Genomic DNA, 24,546 nt, shown 5'->3' on the forward strand with positions numbered 1-24,546 from the left:
TGTACTGGCGATCCGTTCGTGCAGCCCATCCATCGCTGGTGACGGCGCATCAGCGCAGCGCCAACGCAACCACCTCGGCGCCCCGAACCAGGCCAACCACCGCCATATGCCTCAGCCCCGAATCACGCGGAGAGGGCGCTCAGCGCCCGACAGGCGGGCGCGGAGCGTCCACCACACGGACGCCCAGCTCGCGCAGCTGGCGCTCGTCCACCGAGGTCGGGGCGCCGGTCATCGGGTCGAGACCGGACTGCGTCTTGGGGAACGCGATGACCTCGCGGATGTTGTCCTCACCGGCGAGGATCGCCACCAGCCGGTCGATGCCGAAGGCGAAGCCGCCGTGCGGCGGGGCGCCGTACCCGAACGGGGTCAGGAAGAACCCGAACCGGGCGTTCGCCTCCTCCGGAGTGATCCCCAACAGGCCGAAGATCCGCTGCTGCAGGTCCGGCTCGTGGATCCGGATCGAGCCGGAGCCGAGCTCCCAGCCGTTGAGGACCAGGTCGTAGGCGCGGCTGCGGACCTCCAGCGGGTCGCTCTCCATCTTGTCGACGTCGTCCGGGTGCGGCCGGGTGAACGGGTGGTGCCCCGGCTTGGGCCGCCCTGTCTCCTTGTCGATGCCGACGAACAGCGGGAAGTCGACCACCCAGACGTAGCGGAAGCCGCCCTCGCCGGCCGGCGGGCGCCCCAGCTGGTTGCGCAGCTGGCCGAGCACCTCGCAGGCCGTCATCCACTCGTCGGCGACGAGCAGCAACAGGTCGCCCTCGGCCGCCTCGGTCCCCGCGACGATCCCGGCCAGCTCCTCGGGCGAGAGGAACTTCGCCACCGGCGACTCCAGCGCGCCGCCGGCGCCGACCCGCATCCAGACCAGGCCCTTGGCCCCGAGCTTCTTCGCCGTGTCGGTCAGGGTGTCCAGCGCCTTGCGGTTGTGCGTCGCCGACCCGCCCGGCACCCGGATGCCCTTCACGGCGCCGGCGCCCGCGAACGCCTTGAAGCCGCTGCCGGCGAAGACGGAGGTGAGCTCGACCAGCTCCATGCCGAACCGCAGGTCCGGCTTGTCGACGCCGTAGCGGTCCATCGCCTCGTGCCAGGTCATCGTCACGACCGGGGGCACCGGGACGCGGGCGGCCGCCTCGGTCGCGGCCAGCACGGCCGCGGTGACGACGTCGAGCACGTCCTGCTGGTCGACGAAGCTCATCTCCAGGTCGAGCTGGGTGAACTCGTACTGCCGGTCGGCGCGCAGGTCCTCGTCGCGCAGGCAGCGGGCGAACTGGAAGTAGCGGTCCATCCCGCCGACCATCAGCAGCTGCTTGAACAGCTGCGGCGACTGCGGCAGCGCGTAGAAGCTCCCCGGGAACTGCCGGGAGGGGACGATGAACTCGCGCGCGCCCTCCGGCGTCGACGGCATCAGCAGCGGCGTCTCGACCTCGGCGAACCCCAGCGGGGCGAGCGCCGCGCGGATCGCCGACAGCGCCGCCGAGCGGATCCGCAGGTTGCGCTGCATCCGCTCGCGGCGCAGGTCCAGGTAGCGGTAGGCGAGCCGGGTCGACTCGTCGACGTTGTCCGCCCGGTCGTCCAGCGGGAACGGCGGCGGCTTCGCGACCGAGAGCACCTCGACCTTGCAGTCACGCAGCTCGACCCCACCGGTCGCGAGCTGCGGGTTGACGGTGCCCTCTGGCCGTTCCGTGACCGTGCCGGTGATCTTCAGCACGTACTCCGACCGCACGTCGACCGTGCCGTCGACGACGCACTGCACGACGCCCGAGTAGTCCCGCAGGTCCAGGAACTGCAGCGACTGCCCATGCTGGCGCCGGTGGGCCACCCATCCGCACACCGTCACGGTCTCCCCGGCATCAGCCAGCCGAAGGTCCCCGCACCGATGCGTACGCATCGCGGTCTGCCGCACCCGCGGCGTCCCCGGCTCGCCGTGCCCGTCTGCCGTCACCATCGCCCTGCCGTCCCGTCGTGTGTCCTCGTCGCTCACGTCAGCTCTGTACGAGCAAAAGGGAGCGATAAAGCGTCTAGGTGTGCTGTCAGGCCGCACATTGGTGAACCGTCAAACCACACACGTAGAGACCCTACCGGCGTGGCGCCGGGTCCCCCGCGTGCTCTGTACGGGCTTCCCATGCCGTTCGGCCAGGAGGTGAGACGGTTGTGCCGGCGAACGGTTCGACCTGGGGACTCGGCGCGCTACCGGCGCAGCGCCTTGATGAAGCGGCTGGCCTCGGAACGGATCCTCGCGGATACGCGCAGGACCTGGGGGCCGCCAGGGGTGGCGAGCTGGACGCGGATCACGTCGCCGTGCTTGACGCCCTGGGCGGCGGTCACCTCGCGGCGGTCCCAGACGATGTCGAACCAGTCCCCCTCACGTGGGAACGGCGCGACGACGAGCAGCCGGCGGCTGGTCAGCAGGATCCAGCGGGACATGCCGAGCCGGTGGCCGATGAACCGCTCGGCCTTGGCGGTGATCCGGCCGCCGCCGGCCGGGTCGGTGAGCCGGCCGCGCAGCACCACCTCGGTGAACTCCCCAGGCTCCAGGGGCACGTCGGGTGGGAGTGAGCGACGCGGGATGGCCACGTCGCCAGTCTGCTCCCCCCTGGCCGGCACGTGCTGTCCCCGCTGTCCGCGTGGCGGGCGCCCCCGCTGTCCGCGTGGCGGGCGCGTCAGGGTCGGTCAGCGGCGGCACCACCTGGGCGGTCCACAGGGGCCCGCGAACGGTAGCGAACGTTCACCGGTTGGCCCAGGTCAGGACCGTCCGCCGTCAGGCAGGTCTACAAGCCTGTCGAGGAGGAGTACGGGGACGGGCTGGGGGACCCAGAACGGCTGAACGCGAGCCATACCGGACCGAAAGGAACTGCGATGCCGCAGCTGCCCAACATTCCCGCCATGAGCCGACGAGATCTCCTCCGGGGTGGCGTCGTCCTGACCGCGGCCGGGGCGGCCGCGGGCACGGGTGTGCTGTCGAGCGCGCCGGCCTGGGCCGGCGGGACGAACCTCGGTGGCCTGCCGTCGTTCACCTCCGGTGTGCAGTCGGCGGACGTGACCACGAGGAGCGGGGCCATCTGGGCACGCGCCGACCGGGCCGCCCAGATGATCGTCGAAGTGTCCACCTCGGCGGACTTCCGGCACGCCCGGCGCGCCGGCGTCAAGAAACTGACGAGCGCCACCGACTTCACCGGCATGGTCGAGGTCAACGGCCTTCCATCCGGCAGTGAGGTCTACTACCGGGTGCTGCTCGCGTCGGCCGACGATCCGTCCCGCGTCGGCGAGACGACGGTCGGCAGGCTGCGCACGGCCCCCGACAAGCCGCGCGACGTCTCCTTCGTGTGGTCCGGCGACATGTGCGGCCAGGGCTGGGGTATCAACCCCCACCTCGGCGGCATGACGATCTACGAGACGATGCGCGGGCTCCGGCCGGACTTCGGGCTCTGGTCGGGCGACACCATCTACGCCGACGGCCCGCTCAAGGAAACCGTCCCGCTCGCCGACGGCAGCACCTGGTACAACGTCGTCGCGCCGGGCAAGGAGAAGGTCTGCGAGACGCTGGACGAGTTCCGCGGCGCCTTCCGCTACAACCTGCTGGACGCGAACTTCAAGGCCTTCAACCAGGAGATCTCCTGGTTGTACCAGTGGGACGACCACGAGACCCACAACAACTGGTACCCGGGCCAGATCCTCACCGACGCGAACTACACCGAGAAGCGGGTCGATGTTCTGTCCGCGCGCGCTCGGCAGGCATTCGGCGAGTACGCCCCGATCTCGGGCGCCTCGCCCGACCGGGCCGGCCGGATCTACCGGAAGATCTCCTACGGCCCGTTGCTCGACGTGTTCCTGCTCGACATGCGCAGCCACAAGAACCCGAACAACGTCGGCCAGAACGACCCTGCCGGCGCCGCGATCCTCGGCAAGGAGCAGACCGACTGGCTGATCAGGGAGCTCGGGCGCAGCAGAGCCACCTGGAAAATCATCGCCAACGACCTGCCGCTCGGCATCGTCGTCCCCGACGGCGCCGCCATCGAGGGCGTCGCGCAGGGCGACAACGGCGTCCCGCTCGGCCGCGAGGTCGAGTTCGCCCGCATCCTTTCGTCGATCAAGCACAACAAGGTGCGCAACACCGTGTTGCTGACCGCCGACGTGCACTACACGGCGGCCCTGCACTACACGCCGGACCGCGCCGCGTTCAAGGATTTCGACCCGTTCTGGGAGTTCGTCGCCGGGCCTGCCAACGCCGGGACCTTCGGGCCCAACGGCACAGACGGGACGTTCGGGCCGGAGATCGTGTTCCAGAAGGTGCCGCCGGCCGGTCAGTCGAACCTGCCGCCGTCGGCCGGGTACCAGTTCTTCGGGCGTGTCGCGATCGACGGCTGGTCGCGGGCGCTTACCGTCGAGCTGCGGGACGCTGCCGGCACCGTCCTCTGGTCGAACCAGCTGCCGGCCGCCAGATAGCCGCTCCTGACGGGGTGTCGTGGCGCGTCACGCGGTACCGCCCAACGCGCCACGGCGCCGCGTATCGCCCTGACTCCTGGTGGCGGCGGCAACGAGGCCGCCGCCACCAGGTACTTACCTGCCCGTGCTCTCCGCCGAGGCTCGCCACGGCAATCCGCGACGCCTGGCCGGCCAAGCGGTCCCGTCCACGGCCTCTGAAGGTCGATCCGTGGCAGCTGGGCCTGCCTATTGGCAGGGCCAGCTGACACGCTTCACCGATCGCCTTCGGATGTGTGTCAGATGACCATGTCTATAGACAGGCTGAGACACCACAGTTCGGCCGTCAGGTAAGACCTCGGCGGGGCGGTGCCTCGGGGTGCGGTCGGTCGGACCCAGGGGATCAGTCCAGCCGCCCTTGACCGGCCGTCAGCGGCCATTTCAGCGGTGTCCCCAGCGTCACCCTCTGTGTTTTACATAACGCCTATGGCCTGAGGCGACCTGTCGCGCCAGTAGACGGCGTCGCCTGCGCGGCCGCGGTCACGCCGTACAGTCGGGCCCGTGACGCAGCTTGCCGGCAATGCTGACCATTCGGCCTCCGAGGGCGCGAGCAGGAACATCCCCGCACCTTCATCAGCCGGGACGGCAACGGCCAGACCCGACGCCACCGCCTCCGCCGCCCGCCTCGCCGCGGCCACCGGGGCCGACCGGCACGACGTGGCGGTGGTGCTCGGGTCGGGCTGGAAGCCCGCCGCCGACACCCTCGCGGCCAAGGGCCGGGTGCTCGCCGAGGTGCCGTTCACCGAGCTTGGTGGCTTCCCGGAGACGACGGTGCCGGGGCACGGCGCCGCTGTCCGCTCCGTCGAGGTGAACGGCCGCCGGTTGCTGCTGTTCCTCGGCCGGGTGCACGCCTACGAGGGCCACGACCTCGCCCACGTCGTCCACGGCGTGCGCACGGCCTGCGCGGCGGGTGTCGGCACGGTGGTGCTCACCAACGCGGCCGGCGGCCTGCGCGCCGACATGCACGTCGGCCAGCCGGTGCTCGTCAGCGATCACCTGAACCTGACCGGCCGCTCGCCGCTCGTCGGCCCGGCGTTCACCGACCTCACCGACGCCTACGCGCCCCGGCTGCGGTCACTCGCCCGTGAGGTCGAACCGACGCTCGCCGAGGGGGTGTACGCCGCGCTTCCCGGCCCGCACTTCGAAACCCCGGCCGAGATCCGGATGCTGCGCACGCTGGGCGCCGACCTCGTCGGCATGTCGACCGTGCACGAGACGATCGCCGCCCGCAACGCCGGCGCCGAGGTTCTCGCGATCTCCCTGGTTACCAACCTCGCCGCCGGCATGACCGGCGAACCGCTCGACCACCTCGAGGTCCTCGCCGCCGGCGAGGCCGCGGCCACCCGCATGGGCGCCCTCCTCGCCGAGGTCGTCTCCCGCCTCTAGCGATCAGTGCCGGCCTGGCCGGGCCACGTGTGGCGATGGAAGGTCACCGGCGGCCGGCGGCGCGGGAGGCCGCCGGTGATCTGGTGGAATCCTCGGAGTTCTGCCCCGAAAATCCCACCGGATCATGAGCCGGCCCATGATCCGGTGGGATTGTCTGCGCCGTCCCGATCAACTCTCACGAGGTCTTCTCGGGCCGCCGCCGCGTCGTCGGGTCGTCGGACCGGGCGAGTCGTCACAGGGTTTTGATCAGGCCGCCGTCGATGGTGATGTCGGCGCCGGTGACGTTGCCGGCGCGCTCGCCGGCGAGCAGGACGACCAGATCGGCGACCTCGTCGGGCCGGCTGAACCTGCCCGTCGCCGCGTCGGCCGCCGCCCCGGCAGCCACGTCCTTCGCCGCGACACCGTTCTTGCGCCCGATGCGCGCGGCGACCCCGTCGGAACCGAGCCACAGGTCAGTGGCCACCGGGCCGGGGCTGACGGTGTTGACCCTGATCCCGTGGGCGGCGACCTCCTTGGACAGGGACTTCGAGAAGTTCGTGAGCGCGCCCTTCGCCGCGCTGTAGTCGATCACCGCCGGGTCGGGCAGGAAGGCGTTGACCGAGCTGACCGTCACGATCGAGCCGCGCCCGGCGGCGAGCATGTGCGGCAGCACCGCGCGGGTCATCCGGACCGCCGCCATCAGGTTCAGGTTGATCGAGTCGAGCCACTGCTCGTCTGTGACGGCGAGGAACCCGTCGAGCCGCGGCGGCGCCCCGCCGACGTTGTTGACGAGAACGTCGATCCGCCCGCCGGCCCGCTCGGCCACCTCGGCCGCGCGCGCGACCAGCTCCGCCGGGCCCTTCGGGCCGGCGAGGTCCACCAGCACCGACTCGGCCTGGCCGCCCGCCACCAGCTCGTCAAGCTGCGCGGACGACGCCCGCGACCCCGCCACGACCATCGCGCCCTCGGCCACCAGTGCCCGCGCCACGGCGAGGCCGATCCCGCGGCTCGCGCCGGTGACGACGGCGGTTCTGCCCCGCAGTCCCATGTCCACGATGTCTCCCCTGACGCTGCGTCGATACGTTCTGGCACGCGGATCCGCGCGTGGGGGCACCGTAGACTCGCGGAAGCGGCCAGGCCATCGGTCAGCCGACTGTCCGGACGACCGTCGCGACCGCCCGGCGGACCCAGCCGGCAGCATGGGGACCGTGGAGAACAGCGCGGCACGTTCGGAGCCCGGTTCCCTGCCCGAGTCGCTGATCGCGGCGGCGCGGGCTTGGCTCGCCGGCGACCCTGACCCGGCGGACCGCGCCGAGATCGAGGCACTGCTGTGGGCGGCGGCGGCCGACACCCATGCCGACGCCGCGGCGGGTGCGGACGAGGCCGGCCGGAACGGGGCCTCGGCGACGGTTCGGGCAGAGCTCGCGGACCGGTTCGCCGGGCCCCTGCGGTTCGGGACGGCTGGGCTGCGCGGCCCGCTGCGCGCCGGTCCCAACGGGATGAACACCGCCGTCGTCCGCCGCGCCGCCGCCGGCCTCGCCGCCTGGCTCGCGGGGAGCGCGGGCCGGGCCGACGAGCCGGCGCTTTCGCGTGGTGGCACGCGCGAGGGGGCCGACGGCTCGGCGGCCGGGCCGAGGACCGTGGTCATCGGGTTCGACGCGCGCCACCGCAGCGACGCGTTCGCGGTGGACAGTGCGCGGGTGTTCGCGGGCGCGGGACTGCGGGCGCTGCTCCTGCCGGGGCCGCTGCCGACGCCGGTGCTCGCGTTCGCCGTCCGCCATCTCGACGCGGACGCCGGCGTCATGGTCACCGCCAGCCACAACCCGGCGACCGACAACGGCTACAAGGTCTATCTCGGCGCTCCGCCCGGCGACCCAGGCCGCGGCGCCCAGCTCGTCTCGCCCGCGGACGGGCAGATCGAGGCCGCGATCGCCGCCGCCCCGCCCGCCGCGGCGGTCCCGCTCGCGGACACCTGGACCCGGCTCGACGACGGGATCGTGGCCGCCTACGTCACCGCCGCGGCGGCCACGCTGGCGGAGGTGACGCCGACGCTCCCACCGAGCCGGGCGGGCGCGGCCGCCGCGGGCCTCCGGATCGCCTACACCCCCCTGCACGGGGTCGGGCACGACGTTCTCCGGCGGGTGTTCGCGGCGGCCGGCCTGCCCGAGCCGGCCGCCGTCGCCGAACAGGCCGAGCCCGATCCGGACTTCCCGACGGCCCGGTTCCCGAACCCCGAGGAGCCGGGCGCGATGGATCACGTGCTCGCGCTGGGCCGGCGCATCGGGGCGGACGTCGTCCTCGCCCACGACCCGGACGCGGACCGCCTGGCCGTGGCCGTCGGCCGGGATCCAAGGGTTCTCACGGGTGACGAGCTTGGCCTGCTGCTCGCCGACGAGATGCTGCGCCACAGCCCAGGCCCGCTCGCGGCCACCGTCGTCAGCTCCACGGCGCCGCGGATGCTCGCGGCCCGCCGAGGCGTCCCCTACACCGAGACTCTCACCGGCTTCAAATGGATCATGCGGGCGGACCCTGGCCTGGTCTTCGGCTACGAGGAAGCTCTCGGCTACGCCGTCCGCCCCGATCTGGTCCGTGACAAGGACGGCATCACCGCCGCCGTCGCCGTCGCGCGCATGGCCGCCGCCGAGCGCGCCCGCGGCCGCACTCTGCTCGACCGCCTCGACGACCTCGCCCACGAGCTGGGCGTCGTCGCCACCACCCAGGTCTCGATCCCCATGCCCGGCCTCGCCGCGAGCACCGCGCTCCTGCGCCGCTTCCGCGAGTCCCCGCCTAGCCAGGTCGCGGGCCTGCCCGTCCTGGCCGTCCGCGACCTGCTGGCTCCGGTGCGGGACGGCCTGCCCACGTCCGACGTCCTGGTCCTCAGCCTCGCCGACGGCGCGCGCGCCGTCCTGCGTCCCAGCGGCACCGAGCCCAAGATCAAGATCTACCTCGAGACCACCGAGCGGGTCGGTAGCGAGCCGGGGAGCCTCGCCGACGCGCGCACCGCGGCCGCCGCCCACCTCGCCCGCCTGACCGCCTGGGCCCGGACACTGCTAGACACAACCGTCAAGAGCCCCCGTTCTGGTGAGGCGCCAACGCAACCTAGCCACCACTAGCGACAGCGCATTGGCGCACCGCCAACGCGACCCAGCTTTGGACCCCGCCCCACGCCAGCCCCGGCCGTACACCTCAGCCCCGGAACCAGGCCGGGAGGGCGCCCTGGCGCCCGACAGGCGCCGCGGGACGGCGATCGCGCAAGCGATCTTCCGGCCCAGCGGCGCCCTAGGCGGCCGACGGGGTCAGACGGAGAGTGACGGTGCGGTTGCGCGCACGGTCGGCCGGCGTGTTCGGGTGGAGGGGGACGGCGCTGCCGGCGGCGGAGACGGTGACCTGGGCTGGGGACAGGCCGGCGCCGGTGAGCACCGTGGCGGCCGCCGCCGCGCGGGCCTGGCTGAGGGCGGTGTTGTCGGCGTAGAGGCCGCCCGGCGGAACCGGCAGATCGTCGCTGTGGCCGACAATCTCAACCGCCACTCCGGGGATGCCGGCAATCCGGGCGCCGACCCCGGCGAGCGCCGCGGCGCCGTCCGGGCTCAGGGTCGCGCCGCCCGTGAAGAGCTGCCCGTTGAAGAGCAGGACGACCTGGCCGCCGGCCCTGGTCACCGTCACCTCGGGGCCGGCGACCCGGGCGGCGAGCGTCTGGAGCGGCGAGGCCGCCGCCGGCCCCGCGGACGGTGCCGCCGACGCGGCGGCCGTCTCCGCTGACGTCCCGGGACCGGTCGACGCTGTGCCGGGGCCGGCCGACGCGGGCATGGCTGTCGGCACCACACCCACCATCGTGATGGTGTCCGGGCCGCTCTCCGTCGCGTCGGTGACCGCCCAGCCGGTCACCGCCCCGGCGCCGAGCAGCGCGACGGCCGCGAGCACGGCGATGGCGGCCCGGCCACGGGTCGTGACGTGCCGGCCTTCCAGGGCCGCGATCCTGCGCAGCCCGGCGACGGCCTCGGCCTCGTGCCCGCCGAGCTCGGCGGCGCGCCGCCAGTGCTCGGCGGCGGCGGCGAGCCGGCCCTGCTGGGCGTGGATCCGGGCCAGCAGGTCGTGCTCGGGCGCGGTGTGGGCACGCCGGGCGCCAAGATCGTCGAGCACGGCCAGGGCCCGCGTGTGCTGGCCCGCGCGGGCGAGGTCGGTGGCCCGGGCGACGGCGGCCTCGTCGACGAGCGCCGCGAACGGGTCCGCTCCATCGGGTATGTCGGCCTTATCGCCGGAAGTGGCCGAACGGGTCATCGGAGCCCTCCGTCCTGGGCAGCAGGTCGATGAGCTGACGGACGACGTTGCGCAGCCGGTCCAGGTTGCCGCTCTCCAGAGCCCGCTCGCCGTCCTCGAACAGCCGGGTTGCCAGGGCCTGGTCGCGCATGCTGCCGCGGTGCTCCTTGAGGGCCTCGAACCGGGCCACGTCGAGGCCGCCCGTCTTCTTGTTGAACAGCACCATGAGGAAGCCGCGCAGCTCATCGGTCCGGGTGCGCAGCAGCTCGACGTCGCTGGAACCCATCGCGGCGCGCAGGTCGGAGACGAGCAGCTCATAGCGACGCCGGTCGCCGCGGTCGGCGAACTCCTCGACGACCCGGGGAGCCTGGGCCAGCAGTTCCTCGGCGTCGCGCGTCGCCCGCGGCCAGGCGAGGGCCCGCTCCACCTGGTCGAGCCGCGCCTGCAGGTCCAGGAGCCGCTTCGCGGCGGTGCCCGCCGCGTCCGCGTCGCCGTTGCTGTACGCGGCCAGGTCGTCCTCGAGCTGCTCCGCGACGCGCTCGTTGTCGAGCTCCGCCAGCCGGGCCAACGACTCGGCGTCGTCCGCCTGCCGGGCGGCGTCCTCCAGCTCGCGGCGGCGGACCTGCTCGGCGCGCACCGCGCCCCGCAGCTCACCCGCGTTCGGCGCGGACTCGGCGCGCAGGTCGAGCTGGGTCTCGAACTCCTCGTCGAGAAGCGGCACGTAGGCCCTGGTCGCGACGATGCGGGAGGCGTCGATCTCGATCGTCACCTCGACCTCGGTGTTGACCGGGAGGTCACGGCGCACCTGGCTGGCCAGGATCTCCAGGTCGCCGACGTGGCGGTTGCGGTCGGCCCGGTCGTACTCGCCCTCCAGGACAGGAATGCGCAGGAGCCCCCCGGACTGGCCCCGGCTCAGCGCCACCGTCGTACGCAGCACGTCACTGCCGCGGCCCGGGATCCGGGAGCCCTTCGTGAGCAGCCACACCACCTTGTTCCCCTCCAGGGCGATGCCCACGGAGTGGGTCAGCGCCGCCTCCGGCGCGACGGTGCCGATGGTGTAGGGCAGGCTGTCCGGCTCGACCTGCTGGGAGCGCCCCGTGGAGTCCTCCAGGAGGATGGCGAACTCGTTGCGCACCCCGGGCGCCGCCGACAGCGCGGTGATGAACCCGCCGGCCGCCGACAGCGGGATCTTGCCGCTGCGCCACGGCGGGCGCGCCGCGGCATTGGCGAACTCGATCGTGAAGCCGGCCAGGCTCGCGCCGGCCGGGCCGCGGACGATGCCGCCGACCTGTGGCTCCGGGTCGGCGCCGATCGGGCTGTACTCCAGCTCGACCGTGTAGGCGCCGGCGACGGCCGGCGCGGGAACGGCGGCGTCGAGCCGCTGGGTCCCCGCGAAGATCGCCGCGCCGCGCGCGACGACCGTCATCGGGTCCTGGGTGATGTCGACCGAGATGCCCAGTCCTTCGGAGACCCGTTCGCGCAGGTAGGGCATGAGGGTCGGGCCGCCGACGAGCAGCACCCGGTCGATGTCGCGGGGCGCGAGTTTCGCGTCCCGCAGCGCCTTCTGGCAGATGTTGACCGCCCGGGCGGCGAAGGGGTCGGTGAGCCGCTCCACCTCGTCGCGGCGCAGGTCGTGGACGAACTCGACCGGCTGCCCCCGGTCGTCTACGCACAGGGGCGGGTCGTCCAGCTCGACGGTCGCGGCCGCGGCCGTCGACAGCGTGATCTTCGCTTCCTCGGCGGCACGCTTGAGCCGGGCGATGGCCGCCGCCCAGCGTGGGTTTCCACGGGCGAAGCCGGTCAGCGGGTGCTGGGCCAGCAGGGGCGGAATCAGCAGCTGCTCGACGATCGCCCAGTCGATCAGCTTGCCGCCGAGGAAGTTGTCGCCCTCGTGGTTGACGATGTCGAACTCGCCGTCACGGACGTGCACCACGGCGGCGTCGAACGTGCCACCGCCGAAGTCGAAGACCAGCCGGTAGATGTTGTCCTCGTCGCGCTGGAAGCCATAGGCGAGGGCGGCGGCGGTGGGCTCCTGCAGCAGCGGCGCGTGGGCAAGGCCGGCGTCCCGCGCGGCGCGGCGAGTCGCGTCGCACTGGTTGAGGTCGAACGCCGCCGGGACGGTGATGACGGCCGCCTGGATGTCCTCGCCCGTCCGAGCCTGCGCGTCGGCCTTCAGCCGGCGCAGCACCTCCGCGGACAGCGACTCCGGGGTCATCGTCAGCTGGCCGTCGCGGAATCGTTTCTCCGAGCCGCGCTGGCCCATCTGGAGCTTGAACTCGGCGGCGGTGTTGTCGACGTCGTGCTCGACGCGTTCCCGGGCGCGGTCGCCGACGTGGATGCGGCCATGCCGGTCCACGTAGACGGCCGACGGTGTGGTGTCACGCTGGGCCGCGTTCTTGATGATCTGAGCCTCGGTGCCGACGAGCATCGCGATCGCGCTGTTCGTAGTGCCGAGGTCGATCCCGAAGTCCACGGTTGACCGTGCCATCAGGTCCTCTCCTGCTGATCCCGCGCGCGTCGGCGCTGGGGCGCTGTCCGTCCGCGCCGCCTTTGCTGGCCTGTCCGGGTGGTCTGTCTGGGTGGTCTGCCCGCCTGGTGTCCGGGGCCGTCGTGGCGGTCAATCGGGACGCGGCGGGGTGCCGACGATCACCTCACCGGCCTGCGCCAGGCGTCCGCCCAGGTAGACCGAGGGACGCAGCGTCTGGACGACGCGTTCGTCCGTGAGGCCGTCGGTCTGCTCGAACGCCAGCACCATCAGGTTCTGGCCGCTGTCGTAGGGGGCACCGTCGTGGTCCTGCACCTCGACGCCGGCGGCGGCGAGCACGTCGCCCACCGCGTCCAGGCGCCGCAGCGCCCGGCGGGCCTCGGGGGCGACCGGGGCACCCGCCGGAGTGAGCTGGCGGCGCAGCCGCCACAGCTCGGTCGCGACCCGGGCGATGTCCCTGGGCTCGAGCGCCGCCACGTCGGGGGCCGCGGCGGGAGCGGCGTCCCGCCCGGGTGAGACCGCCGGGCGTGCCAGCGTGTCGGACAGGGCCGCGAGTGCGGACGGCCAGCGCGGCGGCGGGATCCGGAACTCACGCGGGTAGCGCCACTGGCGCGCCGTGGCCGCGATGCCCGTGACCCGGCGCTCGGGTCGCGGCGGCTGTTTGGGGCGGGCGCCGTCACGAGCGGCGGCCATCACTGCCCCGCGGGCTTGGCGCCCGGCTGCCACTTGTCGACGAGCAGCTCCACCAGCGGCGGGAAATGATCCGTCTTGCTTTTGATCGTCATGCGCACCCACATCATGGAGATGAAGAACACGACCACGCCAGCCAGGACGCCCCATCCGGCCGCCCCGAGCACCGTGGCCACCGCGACGATCGCCACGAAGGCCGAGATGCCGCCGAGCCAGGAGAAGATCCGTCGCTCCTCGTGCCCGCGCGCGCAGTCGCGGCAGCGGGGGATGGTCACCGTCGCCGACTGGTAGTGGATCCGCCGGCCGTTCCACGTCGTCTCGGTGTGGCTGACACGGTGCAGCGGGCGCGATATCGAGGAGGCCTTGTCGTAGCGGCGGCGCTGGCAGTACCAGCAGGCGGCGGCGGTGGCCTGGCGCTCGACGATGCCAAGGTTCTCGCTGATGCGCTGGGTGAGGGCCGCCGACTCGACCATCGGGGCGACCCGGCGCAGCAGCTCGCCCATGCGGAAGTGGTCGGGGACCTCGGTGGTCGACGGCTCGCCGGACGCGTCGACGAAGGTCTGGTCATAGAGCAGCACCGCGGTCAGCACCGTCTGGCCGAGCTGGTCGCGGATGCCGATCCGGGTCAGGTTGCCCGGCGGCAGCAGCTCGTCGATCCGGGCCATCGTCGGCTCGGCGTCGGCGAGCAGGCGCTCGGCGATGTCGGGACCGGTCGCCGGCGTCTTCTGGGCCGCCCGGTCGGCGTCCGCGCACAGTGACCGGACTCGGGTAAGCCACGGCTCGCAGGCGGCCCGCAGCGCGGCGTCCAGGTCCCCCGCGCCGAGCTCCCGAAGCGCGGCGAGGTGGGAACGGGCGGCCGGCAGGTCCGCGGCGTCCACGGCGGCGGCGACGAGCGTCGCGCCGCCGGCGAGCAGGGTGTCCGGGAGCGCGGAGCGGATCCCGGCAGCCAGCCCGACACCGAGCCGGGCGTCACCGGCGGCGGCGATGCGCGCTTCGAACGCCTCCCAGCAGGCCTCGTCGCGCAGCACGGCCGCCCACAGCCAGTACACCTCGCGCCAGTCCGGCCGGGCCGGCGCGCCGGCGTTCCCGGAAGCGGCGCTCGGCGGGCCGGTACTGGCACGTTCGGTGTCGAGGGCCCCCAGATGAGCCAGAACGGCCAGGTTGTGCCGAGCGGCGCCGTCGCCGGCGGCCGCCTCGGCCCAGCGGCGCCGAGCCCCGTCGATGTCGCCCGCGGCCAGCGCGGCCAGCGCCGGGTCGTCGGCGGTGGCGACCGTGGCGGCGCCGTCGTCCGCGGACGCATCAGCAGACGTAGCCGCTTCGGCGGGCGTAGCCGCTTCGGCGGGCGCGGGCGACACGGCGGACGGCCAGAACCAGAAGAACTCGTCAACGAGGCGCAACCGGGGATCGCGCAGGCGGTCGAGCGCGGTGGTCAGCGCCGCCGCGGTCACGGGGACCAGCGGGGCCAGCGCATGGGCTGGGGTGGCGACCTCGCCCAGCCGCTCGGCGATCTTCACCCGGTCGGAGACCCGGCGGATGTCGCGGCGGCTCGCCGTCACCGCCAGGCCCGTCACCCGGAACGCGTTGGTGTCGTACAGCCACGGCGGGCTGGTCTGGCCGAGGATCTCCCGTCCCTCGCCGACGGAGGTCACGTCACATCACCACACCCCTGCGCGACAGCCGTTCCCGGTTTCCATGCCGGTCCCGCAGGGCGGGAACCAGGTCGTACGCGGCGGTCAGGCGGCTGGCGGCGGCCATGGACCGGCCCTCCCGCGCGAGCCGCAGCGCCTCGTCGACGAGCTGTGCCGCGGCCCCGGCCACGTCGTCGGCCGCGGCGCGCGCGGGGACGTCGGTCAGGGCGGTGGCGACGCCCGGCTCCGCGGTGCCGAACTCCGCGGCACTGACCGCCGCGGGGCCAGGGCCGCTGGCCGCCTCCCCCCCGTTCCAGGCGTCGGCGTCCACCGTGCCTGCAGTCGCCGCGGCGGCGGTTGCGCCCGGCGGACCGGCGTCGGAGCGCGGGCCCCGCGCCGCGGCGGCGGCGCCCGATGCCTCGGCGAGCTGAGCCGAGCCGTCCGCGGCCGGCCCGGCGCCCTCCGGGCCGGCCCACTTCTCGCGGGGCGACGGCACGCGCGTGTGCGGGCTCTCGGACGCGGCCGGCTGGGCGGACGGGACGGCGGAGGGAGCAGCCGGGGTCCGCCACGCCTCGAGGTCGGCGAGCAGCTCGGGCGCGGAGGCGTAGCGATGAGACGGGTCCAGCGCCAGCGACCGGGTCACGATCTTCTCGAGGTCCTCGTCGACGACGTAGCGCAGCTCACGAGGCGGGATCAGGCGGCCCGTGTACCAGGCACCCGCGAGGGGATCCGCCGCCACCAGCTCCGGGTGCGGCATCTGGGCGGTGAGCAGCAGGTAGAGGACCGAGCCGATGGCCCAGACATCGCCGGCACGGGAGTCGCCGCGCGGGTCGAGGAAGGTCTCCGGCGCCTTGAACGCCATGGTGCCGCGGGTGCTGGCCATCAGCGTCCACGGGTTCACCGCCCGGGCCAGGCCGAAGTCCGAGACGAGTACCCGGGTGGCGTCGCCGTCGTGCCCCATCAGCAGGTTCTGCGGCTTGATGTCACGGTGGATGATCGGCGGGTTCTTCTGGTGGGCGACGGCGATGCCACGGCACACCTGGATGGCGATGTCGACGGTCTCGGCGACCGGCAGGAACCCACGGTGAGCAGCGAGATGGTCGGCCAGCGTGCCACCGGGGACGTATTCCATCGTGAAGTAGCCGAACATCCCGGACGATGTCGAGAGAGTGTTCGCGTCGAAGACACGCACGATGTTGGGATGCCCGAGCCGGGAAAGCAGCACGGCCTCCCCCAGCGCCTTCTCTATGTCGTTGGCCGACAGACCGGGACGACGGAACACCTTCATGGCCTGCCGGCCGAGGAACGGATGCCTGACTCGGTAGACCTCCGCGAAAGCGCCCTCGCCGAGAAACCGTTCCACGCGATAGGTGTCGCGGATGACCTGCCCCTCGCCCAACAGCGGCATATGATGTCCAGACGCGGTCAGGCCTCGGAACCTGACACAGCGGCCGAGGCGCCATCGAGCAAGAACGGCGTCTTCTGGAAAGAACGGGTGATCAGAGACAGCTTACCGCGAATCGACTGCCGCGCAACTTAGTCGGCGTGGAGGCGAGACTGTCGCGCACACGACCATCCGCGCGGCGCTGGTCGGAAAGCGGCGGCCGGCTCTCGACGCGGCAACCTCGGCGTTCCGCGCGCGGAAGCCCTTGACCTCGGCGTTGGCCGTGCCCGTGGCTGTGGCCCGTGAACACGAGGCGGACGGCCGGGCCCGCGGGCGAGGCACCGCGGGTGCGGAGCGCTCCCATGGGCGAGCCCCGGCCGCCCGGGAGGTCGAAGGTCCGGGACGGGGCACGGCGTCCGCGGCCGGGGTTCCTGCCGGATTGGCGACAGGGTTCTTGCCGGATCCGGGGTTCCTGCCCGATTGGCGACAGGGTCGCTGCCGGATCGACGGACGGGGTCCCCGCCGGATTGGCGAAGCCCGGGGTCCCTGCCGGATTGGCGAAGCCAAACTGGGAGGTCTGCTGGGAGGTCGTGATCTGGGAGGTTAGCGATCGGGGAGGTCTGGAAGCCGATTTGGTAGGTCGGCGATCCGGGAGGTCGTAGGGTCGTCGGCACGGGCGATGTGACGCCGCCGGGGGAGCAGACAGATGTCGATCTACGAGGCGGCGGTTCAGGCCGCGGTCCAGGCCGCGCTGCCCGACTACGAGGTCGGCGACGAGGTCGGCGCGGGCGGTTTCGGCGTCGTCCTGGGCGGACACCACCGGGCGATGGGCCGCCGCGTCGCCATCAAGGTCCTCACCCAGCCCAGCCAGCAGGACCGGTTCAGCCTCGAGGCCCGCGTCCTCGCCAGTCTCGACGCCCACCCGCACGTCGCCCGTGTCTACGACTACCGCGTGGTCCCGGGCCAGCGCATCCGGCTGCTCATCATGGAGTACCTCGCCGGCGGCACTCTCACCGCCCGGCGCCGGGCGGGCCTGTCCCCCGAGGAGATCTGCGCCGTCGGCATCGCCGTGGCCGAGGCCCTGCACCACGCGCACGCGTCCCGCATCCTGCACCGCGACGTCAAGCCCGACAACATTCTCTTCGCCGCCGACGGCACACCCAAGGTCACCGACTTCGGCATCGCGAAGATCCTCGAGAACGCCGAGGGTGAGGCGAGCTACGTCATCGGCAGCCCGGTCTACATGGCCCCCGAGCAGCTCCAGGGCGGCATTCTCAGCCCGGCCACGGATGTCTTCGGCCTCGGCGTCGTGCTCTACCGCCTCCTGGCTGGCCGTCTTCCGTTCCCGCAGCGATGGTCCGTGACCGCCGCCGTCCCGCCGGCGCCGCCCGTCCCCGAGCCCCTCGCCCGGGTGGTGATGAAGGCGCTCGAGCGGGAGCCCGCCGAACGCCAGAGCACCGCCCGCCAGCTCGCGCTCGAGCTCGCCGAGGCGGGCGCCCGGGTCTTCGCGCACGACTGGCTCGACTACTGCCGCATCCCCGTCGCCGTCGGCATGTCCGTCAGGGCCGCCGCCCGGGCGGCATCACCCGCGACGCGCCGGATCGACCCGCGTGAGGCCCACGCGCCTGGCTGGGACGACGGGGGTCCCGAGCAACTGAGGGAACGGGCCAGGACGGCGGGAGACCTGGCCGATGCCGGCGACCATCTGGCGGCCCACGCCATCTACGAGGACCTGCTGCCGCGGCTTCGCCGCGTGATCGGGGACGACGATCCCGACACGCTGACCGCCATGGGGCTCGCGGCCCAGAACCTGCGCGAGTCCGGCGACCACACCGCGGCTGCGGCCCTGTTCGACGACCTCGTCCCACGCCTGCGCCAAACACTCGGCGAAAACGAGGCACGGACGTTGTTCTTCTCCGGGGAGGCGGCACGCAACCTTGCTGACTCCGGCAGCCATGAAGCGGCTCGCGGCCTATACCAGGATCTCCTGCCGCGCGCTCGCCAGGTGTTTGGGGAAAACCATCGGACGACGCTGATCGACACCGGGCTGGCGGCGCGGAACCTGCTCGACCACGGCGACCACGAGACGGCCCGGGCCTTGTTCGACGGCCTCGTTCCACGCCTACGCCAAACACTCGGTGAAAACAATCACAACACGCTGTCACTTTCCGGGTTCGCCGCGCGGAACCTCCACAGGTGCGGCGACCGGAGAGCCGCCCGCGCCCTCTACGAGGAACTCCTCCCTCGACTGCGCCAAACACTCGGCGAGGACAACCACACGACACTGACCATCAGCGCCGACGCCGCGCTCAACCTGCTCGACGCAGGCGACCGGCGGGCTGCCCGCACCCTCTACGAGGACCTTCTCCCCCGGGTCCGCCGGGTGTTCGGCGACACCGCTCCCATCACGAAGGCCGTCAGCTCCAACTATCAGCGCGTCCTTTCCGACGAGTAGAGGCGTCAGACGGCGCCGAAGATGCGGTCGCCGGCGTCGCCCAGCCCGGGGACGATGTAGGCGGTGTCGTTCAGGCCCTCGTCGATGGCGGCGGTGACGACGCGGATATCCAGGCCGCTGGCGTCAAGCGCGGCGATCCCCTCCGGGGCGGAGACGACCGACACGACGACGGTTCCCCGTGCGCCGCGGGCGGCGAGCAGCCGCAGCGCGTGCAACGCCGAACCGCCGGTCGCGAGCATCGGGTCGAGCAGCAGCACCGGCCGGCCGGACAGGTCTGCCGGTACCGACTCCAGATAGACCGTCGGCTGGAAGGTCGTCTCGTCCCTGGCCAGGCCGATGAACGCGCTGACGGCGTCCGGCACGAGCGCGTGCGCGGCCGGCAGCATCCCCAGCCCCGCGCGCAGGACGGGGACGACGACCGGCTCGCCGGTAAGCCTGGCCCCGGTGGTCTCGGCCAGCGGCGTGCGCACCTGGACCGCGGCCGTCGGCAGCTCGCGGGTGGCCTCGTAGATCAGCATCGTCGCCAGGTCATGCAGGGCCGCGCGGAAGCCGACTCGGGGCGTCTTCTCGTCCCGCAGGACGGTGAGCGCGACCGCGGCGAGCGGGTGGTCGATGACGTCAACCTGCACGAGAATGCTCCTCGGGATGTACCGCGCTGGCCGCGGGCGGTGGACCGCGCGCAACGCGGGTCAAAGGACGTGTACCACCGTTTCACCGGCATCCAGGGCGCAGGGGTCTCGTCCGCGGGCGAACCGCGCGGAAAGATAGGGCCATGACGACGGCCGACGAACCTGACCAGCCAGCCGGCACCTCGGGTGCGACCAGCCCGCGGGAGTTCCCGCCGGCACCGGAGTCGCCGCCGCTGCCGCCGGTGCCGACGAACCGGAGGGAACTGGCGGCGATCATCGACCACACGCTGCTGCGGCCCGAGGCCACCGACGAGGACGTCCTCAAACTGTGCGCGGACGCGGCGAAGTTCGGAGTCGCCGCCGTCTGCGTCGCCCCGACCCACGTCTACCTGGCGGCCGCCAGCGCCCGCCAGGAGGCGCGGTCCGCGGGCAACAGCGGGCCGCCGGCGTACGCGGTCGCCTCGGTCGTCGGCTTCCCCCACGGCAACCACCTGACCGCGGTCAAGGTGGACGAGGCGCGCCGCGCCGCCGCGGATGGCGCGACCGAGATCGACATGGTGATCGACCTCGCGAACGCGATGGACGAGAACTGGGCCGCGATCGAGTTCGAGATCCACCAGATACGCATCGCGGTGCCGGCACCCGTCGTCCTCAAGGTCATTCTCGAGACGACGCTACTGCCGGACGCGACGATCCGGTCGGCCTGCCGCGCGTCCCTGGCCGGCGGCGCGGACTTCGTCAAGACATCGACCGGCTTCCATCCGGGAGGCGGCGCGAGCCTGCGCGCCATCCGCGCGATGCACGCCGCCGTCGGCGGCCGGCTCGGTATCAAGGCCTCCGGCGGGATCAAGACCGCTTCCCAGGCGCTGGCGTTCGTCCAGGCCGGCGCCACCCGCCTGGGCCTGTCCTCCACAGCCGACGTCCTCGCCGAAATGGAACCTTGAGTCACCTTTCGTTGTTGCGTCACGTTGCGCTTTCGCTTGCGTTTCAGCCATTCGGATAAGGCTGGTACGCAACGCACAGCCCCTCCCAACTCAGGCCCGCTGGCCCCGGGGCCGGGGTGGGCAGGGGCGACCCCGGGGGCGCCTCGCTCCGCTCGTCGAAGGGCGCCACTGGCATCAGCCATCCGGATAGAGCTGGGCCGCAACGCTCTGCCCGGGCCAACTCAGGCCTGGCGCCCGAGAGACGGACTTGCGATCATGGTCCGGGCATGATGCCGGCCCGCCTGGGTGAGCCAGGCGGGCCGGGGTGGTCGGTGACTGGGGCGGGGGTCAGGCCTTCGCGGTGCCGGTGAGCTCGTGCTTGCCGAGGCTCAGGCCGGCGAAGGCGATGATCAGCCAGATGGGGCCGACCATGCCGGGGAAGCCCGCGATCGACATGGTGCAGGCCATGAACAGCACCGCGAGCGGCGGGATCAGGCTGACGATGCCCAGCCACTTCGAGACGAGGCGGTCACGCAGCCCGAGCCAGGCGACGGCGCCCGCCGCCACGACGACGCCCAGGTAGCCGATCCAGGGGCCGAAGTCGCAGAGCATGTAGTACACGAACTGTCCCTCGCGGGTGAAGAGCTTCTCATCCATCCCGCCGGGCATGTAGTCGGCGAGCGCCAGCTTCCAGCCATAACCGAACGTCAGGGCCGCGGCCGAGGCGACGAACGCGTCCGCCACCACCCGGGCCGCCACCTTGTCCGGGAACGCCTGAATGATCTTTGAGCGCCAGCAGGCGGCCAGCACCAGCAGGAGCGCGACGGCCACGTACCCGATCGCGCCGCCGATCTGGGTCGAGGTCCGCGAGATCTTGTCGATGACCGCGGGGCCGACCTCCTTGTCGGACACGCCGGTGGCGGTGACCACCGTCGCGACGAAGCCGAGCACGCCGGCGCCGACGCCCAGCCAGGTCCAGCGGGGGCGGGCCACCGCGCCGGCGGTGGGAGCGGCGTGGCGGGCGGGGGCAGTTGCGGTTGTCATGTCATCCGTCCTTTCGTCTGCCGGCGGCCTCGTCGCCATCGGCGTCTGGAAGCAACGGTCGTGCGCCCGCTGTCCCGGATACGAGGGACAGCGGGCCCGCACCCGGGACGCGCAGCCGACACGATTCGGGCCGTCCGCGGCACGACTACCAGCGGTATCGCGCACGATCGTGCGCGATCCTGGGCACATGGGGGCACCGACATCGACGGTCCAGGACCGCGGCACGCGTGCTGGGGACGCCGCTGGGGACCACCGCCTCGACCGGGGTGGCTGGAGCGACCGGGGCGTCCCGGCCGCCGGCCCGCTGGCCCTCGCCCCAGGCACCATGCCGGCGACGCGGGCCGTGGTCGCGGCGTCGGTCATCGCCGTGGGACTGGCGCTGCTGTCGATCGGCTGCGCGGCCGGCGCCATCGCCCTGCACGGTTACGTCACCGGCCGGACCGCGCACCGGACCGTGCTCTCGAACGCCGACCTGGTCCTCGCGACCGCGTTCCCGCTGGTCGCGGCGCTCGTGCTCGTCTACCAGCCGCGTAACCGGGTGGGCTGGGTGCTGCTGTCGACGGCGCTGACCGGGCCATACCTGCTGGCGACCCAGTACGCGGCGCTCGCCCTCGTGCCCGGCCAGGCCGGGCTGCCGGGGCAGGAGGTGGCCACCTGGTTCGCGGTCTGGGGCTACATCCCGTACTTGGTGCTGTGGGGCCTGGTGCCGCTGCTCTTCCCGGATGGCCGGCTTCCGTCCAGACGCTGGCGCCGCGTCGCGGCGATTGTCGCGACGCTCATCGGCTGCCACCTGGCGGCACGGATGTTCTCCCCCACGAGCACGGATGTCTCCCACGAGCTGACGAACCCGCTGGCCATCGACGGCGCCACCTGGCTACTGATCACCACCCTCGTCACCGCCTATCTGATCATGATAGGCGGCGGCCTGGCCGGGCTGGCCGCGGTCGTGACGCGGCTGCGCCGCTCGGCCGGCGTCGAGCGCGCGCGGCTGCAGTGGCTGGTCGCCGGGATGGTGGGTCTCATCGGTGCCACCCTCGTGGGCCTCGTCCTGGAGGGCAGCTCGGACTCCGACGGCCTGAGCATGGGCGTAGGCATGCTGCTGCTGGTCGCGGCGATCGGCGCCGGCGCCGTCCGCCACCGGCTGTTCGACATCGGCGGCGCGCTCAGCCGGACCGTCGTCTACGGCCTGCTCACCGCCTTCCTGCTGTTCGCCTACGCGGCGACGGTCGCCTCCGCCGGGGCGCTCGTCCCCGGGCAGCGCGTCGCCTACGGGGTGCTCGCCGTCGCCGCCCTGGTCGCGGCGGCGGCTCGTGACCAGGTGCAGCGGTTCGTGGACCGTCTGCTGTTCGGCTCCGCGCGTGACCCGTACGCGGTGCTCGCCGTCCTGCAGGGCCGGCTCGACCTGGCCACCGGGCCGATCGACGCGCTGACGCAGCTCGCGGAGGGGGTGCGCGGCGCGCTCAAGGTGCCCTACGTCGCCATTCATCCGGCGGACGAGCGGCTGCCGGTGATCGAGACGGGAACGCCGGTCGACGCGGTCGAGCGCGCCGCGCTACACGCCAGGACCGGGCGGGCCGGCACGCTGGTGGTCGGCTGGCGCCACCCGGCCGACGAGTTCAACGGCGCCGAACGGGCGATGTTCGACGACGTCGCCCGGCGGGCCGGCGACCTGCTCGACGCCGCCGCGCTGCAGCACGACCTGCGGCGCAGCCGGGACCGCCTGGTGACGGCCCGCGAGGAGGAGCGCAGGCGGCTGCGCCGGGACCTGCACGACAGCATCGGCCCGCAGCTGGCGGCCATGGCGATGCAGCTCGACAGCCTCACCGACGGGCTCGAGGAGCGGGCCGACCCCGCCGCGGAGAAGGCGGCTCTGATCCGGGACCGGCTTCGCGGCACCGTGCGCGAGATCCGCCACGTGGTGGAGAACCTGCGCCCGCCGGCGCTCGACGACGGCGGGCTGACCGTCGCGCTGGGTCAGCTGGTGGCGCCGTTCGCGCCGGTCGTGGCGCTCGACCTGCCGGACGGCGCGGCGGGTGGCCTGCCCGACAGCCTGCCCGGCGGCACGCTGCCGGCCGCGACCGAGGTGGCGGCCTACCGCATCGTCGCCGAGGCGGTGACGAACGCGGTGCGCCACTCCGGCTGCGAACGGTGCACGGTCCGCGTTCGCCAGGAGCCGCCGTGGCTGGTCGTCGAGGTGATCGACGACGGCGTGGGGCTTCCCGTGGACGCCGTGCCCGGAGTCGGGCTCCAGAGCATCCGGGAGCGCGCGAGCGAGGTCGGCGGACGCCTCGAGGTCCGCCGGACCGCGGCGGAGGGCGGCGGGACCGTGGTGCGCGCGCGCCTGCCACTCGGCCCAGAGGCCTCTGTCAGGTCGGTGAAGGCCGGGGTTCCTGGTGGGCTGGTTTCGCCGATTCGCCAGGAACCCCGGAAGACCGACCGGGAGAGCGGCGGTCGGGTCTCGGACCTGGCCGGCGTCGCCGCTCGACCGGCCGGTCCGGCGGACGAGCGAGGGGCGGCATGACGCCGGTCCGGGTCGTCATCGCCGATGACCATCCCCTGTTCCTGGACGGCCTGCGCGGCCTGCTGGCCGAGCTGGGGGCGACGGTCGTCGCGGAGGCGGACGACGGCCGCGCGGCGCTGGACGCGGTGCTGCGCCATCGGCCGGCCGTCGTCTTCATGGACCTGCGCATGCCGGGTCTCGGCGGCATCGAGGCGACGGCCCGGATCGCCGAGCAGGCTCCCGAGACGGCGGTCATCGTGCTGACCATGAGCGAGGACACCGCCTCGCTGCAGGCCGCGCTGCAGGCGGGGGCGCGGGGCTACCTGCTGAAGGAGTCGTCGAAGAAGGACGTCGCGCGGGCGCTCGAGGCCGTGGCCCGCGGCGAGCTGGTCATCGGGACGGGTGTGGCGAGCAAGGTCCGCCACGCGGTCGGCGGATTTTCCCCGCAGGTGTTCCCGCAGCTGTCCGAGGCCGAGGTCCGGGTGCTGGAGCTGGTGGCCGACGGGCTGGACAACCGGTCGATCGCCGCCCGCCTCTTCCTCGCCGAGAAGACCGTTCGCAACCGGGTGTCGTCGATCCTCGCCAAGCTCGACGTCACGACCCGAGCCGAGGCCATCGTGCGCGCTCGCGACGCCGGCCTCGGTACTGGCCCGACCAGCCCGTCCGTTTGAACCAGCCCGTCCGTCTGAACCAGCCCAGCCGTCCGGAGC

At 73.1% G+C, this 24,546-nt stretch carries 17 protein-coding genes; 7 read left to right on the forward strand and 10 right to left on the reverse strand.

Annotated elements, in window-relative coordinates; translation table 11 throughout:
* Positions 1–139: 139 nt before the first annotated feature.
* The gene (aspS, locus tag BCD48_RS35185; protein ID WP_071052722.1) at positions 140–1,942 is read right to left on the reverse strand and encodes an aspartate--tRNA ligase; all 1,803 of its coding nucleotides are present in this window, start codon (positions 1,940–1,942) and stop codon (positions 140–142) included.
* Between the two features lie 242 nt (positions 1,943–2,184).
* The gene (locus BCD48_RS35190) at positions 2,185–2,601 is read right to left on the reverse strand and encodes a hypothetical protein (RefSeq protein ID WP_241842241.1); all 417 of its coding nucleotides are present in this window, start codon (positions 2,599–2,601) and stop codon (positions 2,185–2,187) included.
* 252 nt (positions 2,602–2,853) lie between these two features.
* Between BCD48_RS35190 and BCD48_RS35195 the strand changes: the two genes are divergently transcribed.
* Positions 2,854–4,440 (forward strand): alkaline phosphatase D family protein, encoded by a 1,587-nt coding sequence (locus tag BCD48_RS35195; RefSeq protein ID WP_071052724.1) that lies wholly within the window; start codon positions 2,854–2,856, stop codon positions 4,438–4,440.
* Between the two features lie 594 nt (positions 4,441–5,034).
* Positions 5,035–5,862 (forward strand): purine-nucleoside phosphorylase, encoded by an 828-nt coding sequence (locus tag BCD48_RS35200; RefSeq protein WP_071052758.1) that lies wholly within the window; start codon positions 5,035–5,037, stop codon positions 5,860–5,862.
* 232 nt (positions 5,863–6,094) lie between these two features.
* On the opposite strand, the gene BCD48_RS35205 is transcribed toward BCD48_RS35200, so the two are convergent.
* Positions 6,095–6,889, reverse strand: a complete 795-nt coding sequence (locus BCD48_RS35205; protein WP_241842247.1) for an SDR family NAD(P)-dependent oxidoreductase — start codon at positions 6,887–6,889, stop codon at positions 6,095–6,097.
* A gap of 151 nt (positions 6,890–7,040) precedes the next feature.
* Between BCD48_RS35205 and BCD48_RS35210 the strand changes: the two genes are divergently transcribed.
* Positions 7,041–8,954: a phospho-sugar mutase gene (locus BCD48_RS35210; RefSeq protein ID WP_071052726.1), complete on the forward strand. Its 1,914-nt coding sequence runs from the start codon at positions 7,041–7,043 to the stop codon at positions 8,952–8,954.
* A 166-nt stretch (positions 8,955–9,120) separates the two neighbouring features.
* Here the strand turns inward: BCD48_RS35210 and BCD48_RS35215 are convergent, their stop codons facing one another.
* From BCD48_RS35215 to BCD48_RS35235, 5 genes are all read right to left on the reverse strand, one after another.
* Complete coding sequence (locus tag BCD48_RS35215) at positions 9,121–10,119, reverse strand: OmpA family protein (RefSeq protein WP_071052727.1); 999 nt, start codon at positions 10,117–10,119, stop codon at positions 9,121–9,123.
* Positions 10,091–12,586: an Hsp70 family protein gene (locus tag BCD48_RS35220; protein ID WP_071052728.1), complete on the reverse strand. Its 2,496-nt coding sequence runs from the start codon at positions 12,584–12,586 to the stop codon at positions 10,091–10,093. Before BCD48_RS35220 ends, BCD48_RS35215 begins: the two co-directional genes overlap by 29 nt.
* Positions 12,587–12,715: 129 nt before the next feature.
* Positions 12,716–13,276 carry a hypothetical protein gene (locus tag BCD48_RS35225; protein ID WP_116271769.1) on the reverse strand — a complete coding sequence of 187 codons (561 nt, stop codon included), beginning with the start codon at positions 13,274–13,276 and terminating at the stop codon, positions 12,716–12,718.
* On the reverse strand, positions 13,276–14,922 hold the full coding sequence (locus BCD48_RS35230) for a hypothetical protein (protein ID WP_071052729.1): 1,647 nt from the start codon (positions 14,920–14,922) through the stop codon (positions 13,276–13,278). The genes BCD48_RS35225 and BCD48_RS35230 overlap by 1 nt, the downstream gene beginning before the upstream one ends.
* Position 14,923: 1 nt before the next feature.
* Entirely contained in the window at positions 14,924–16,309 is a 1,386-nt protein-coding gene (locus BCD48_RS35235) for a serine/threonine-protein kinase (RefSeq protein ID WP_071052730.1), read from the reverse strand.
* A gap of 682 nt (positions 16,310–16,991) precedes the next feature.
* On the opposite strand from BCD48_RS35235, the gene BCD48_RS35240 reads away from it, so the two are divergent.
* Positions 16,992–18,740, forward strand: coding sequence for a serine/threonine-protein kinase (locus BCD48_RS35240; RefSeq protein ID WP_071052731.1), 1,749 nt, complete (start codon positions 16,992–16,994; stop codon positions 18,738–18,740).
* 5 nt (positions 18,741–18,745) lie between these two features.
* Here the strand turns inward: BCD48_RS35240 and upp are convergent, their stop codons facing one another.
* The gene (upp, locus tag BCD48_RS35245; RefSeq protein ID WP_071052732.1) at positions 18,746–19,369 is read right to left on the reverse strand and encodes a uracil phosphoribosyltransferase; all 624 of its coding nucleotides are present in this window, start codon (positions 19,367–19,369) and stop codon (positions 18,746–18,748) included.
* A gap of 143 nt (positions 19,370–19,512) precedes the next feature.
* On the opposite strand from upp, the gene deoC reads away from it, so the two are divergent.
* Complete coding sequence (gene deoC, locus BCD48_RS35250) at positions 19,513–20,313, forward strand: deoxyribose-phosphate aldolase (protein ID WP_071052733.1); 801 nt, start codon at positions 19,513–19,515, stop codon at positions 20,311–20,313.
* A gap of 327 nt (positions 20,314–20,640) precedes the next feature.
* Here deoC and BCD48_RS35255 read toward each other — a convergent pair whose 3' ends face one another.
* Positions 20,641–21,336, reverse strand: a complete 696-nt coding sequence (locus BCD48_RS35255; protein ID WP_071052734.1) for a hypothetical protein — start codon at positions 21,334–21,336, stop codon at positions 20,641–20,643.
* A gap of 187 nt (positions 21,337–21,523) precedes the next feature.
* Here BCD48_RS35255 and BCD48_RS35260 point away from each other — a divergent pair, with 187 nt between their 5' ends.
* The gene (locus tag BCD48_RS35260) at positions 21,524–23,857 is read left to right on the forward strand and encodes a sensor histidine kinase (protein WP_083419672.1); all 2,334 of its coding nucleotides are present in this window, start codon (positions 21,524–21,526) and stop codon (positions 23,855–23,857) included.
* Positions 23,854–24,507, forward strand: coding sequence for a response regulator transcription factor (locus tag BCD48_RS35265; protein ID WP_071052735.1), 654 nt, complete (start codon positions 23,854–23,856; stop codon positions 24,505–24,507). The genes BCD48_RS35260 and BCD48_RS35265 overlap by 4 nt, the downstream gene beginning before the upstream one ends.
* Positions 24,508–24,546: the final 39 nt, after the last annotated feature.

It is taken from the genome of Pseudofrankia coriaricola, from assembly GCF_001854805.1.
Lineage (GTDB): Bacteria > Actinomycetota > Actinomycetes > Frankiales > Frankiaceae > Pseudofrankia.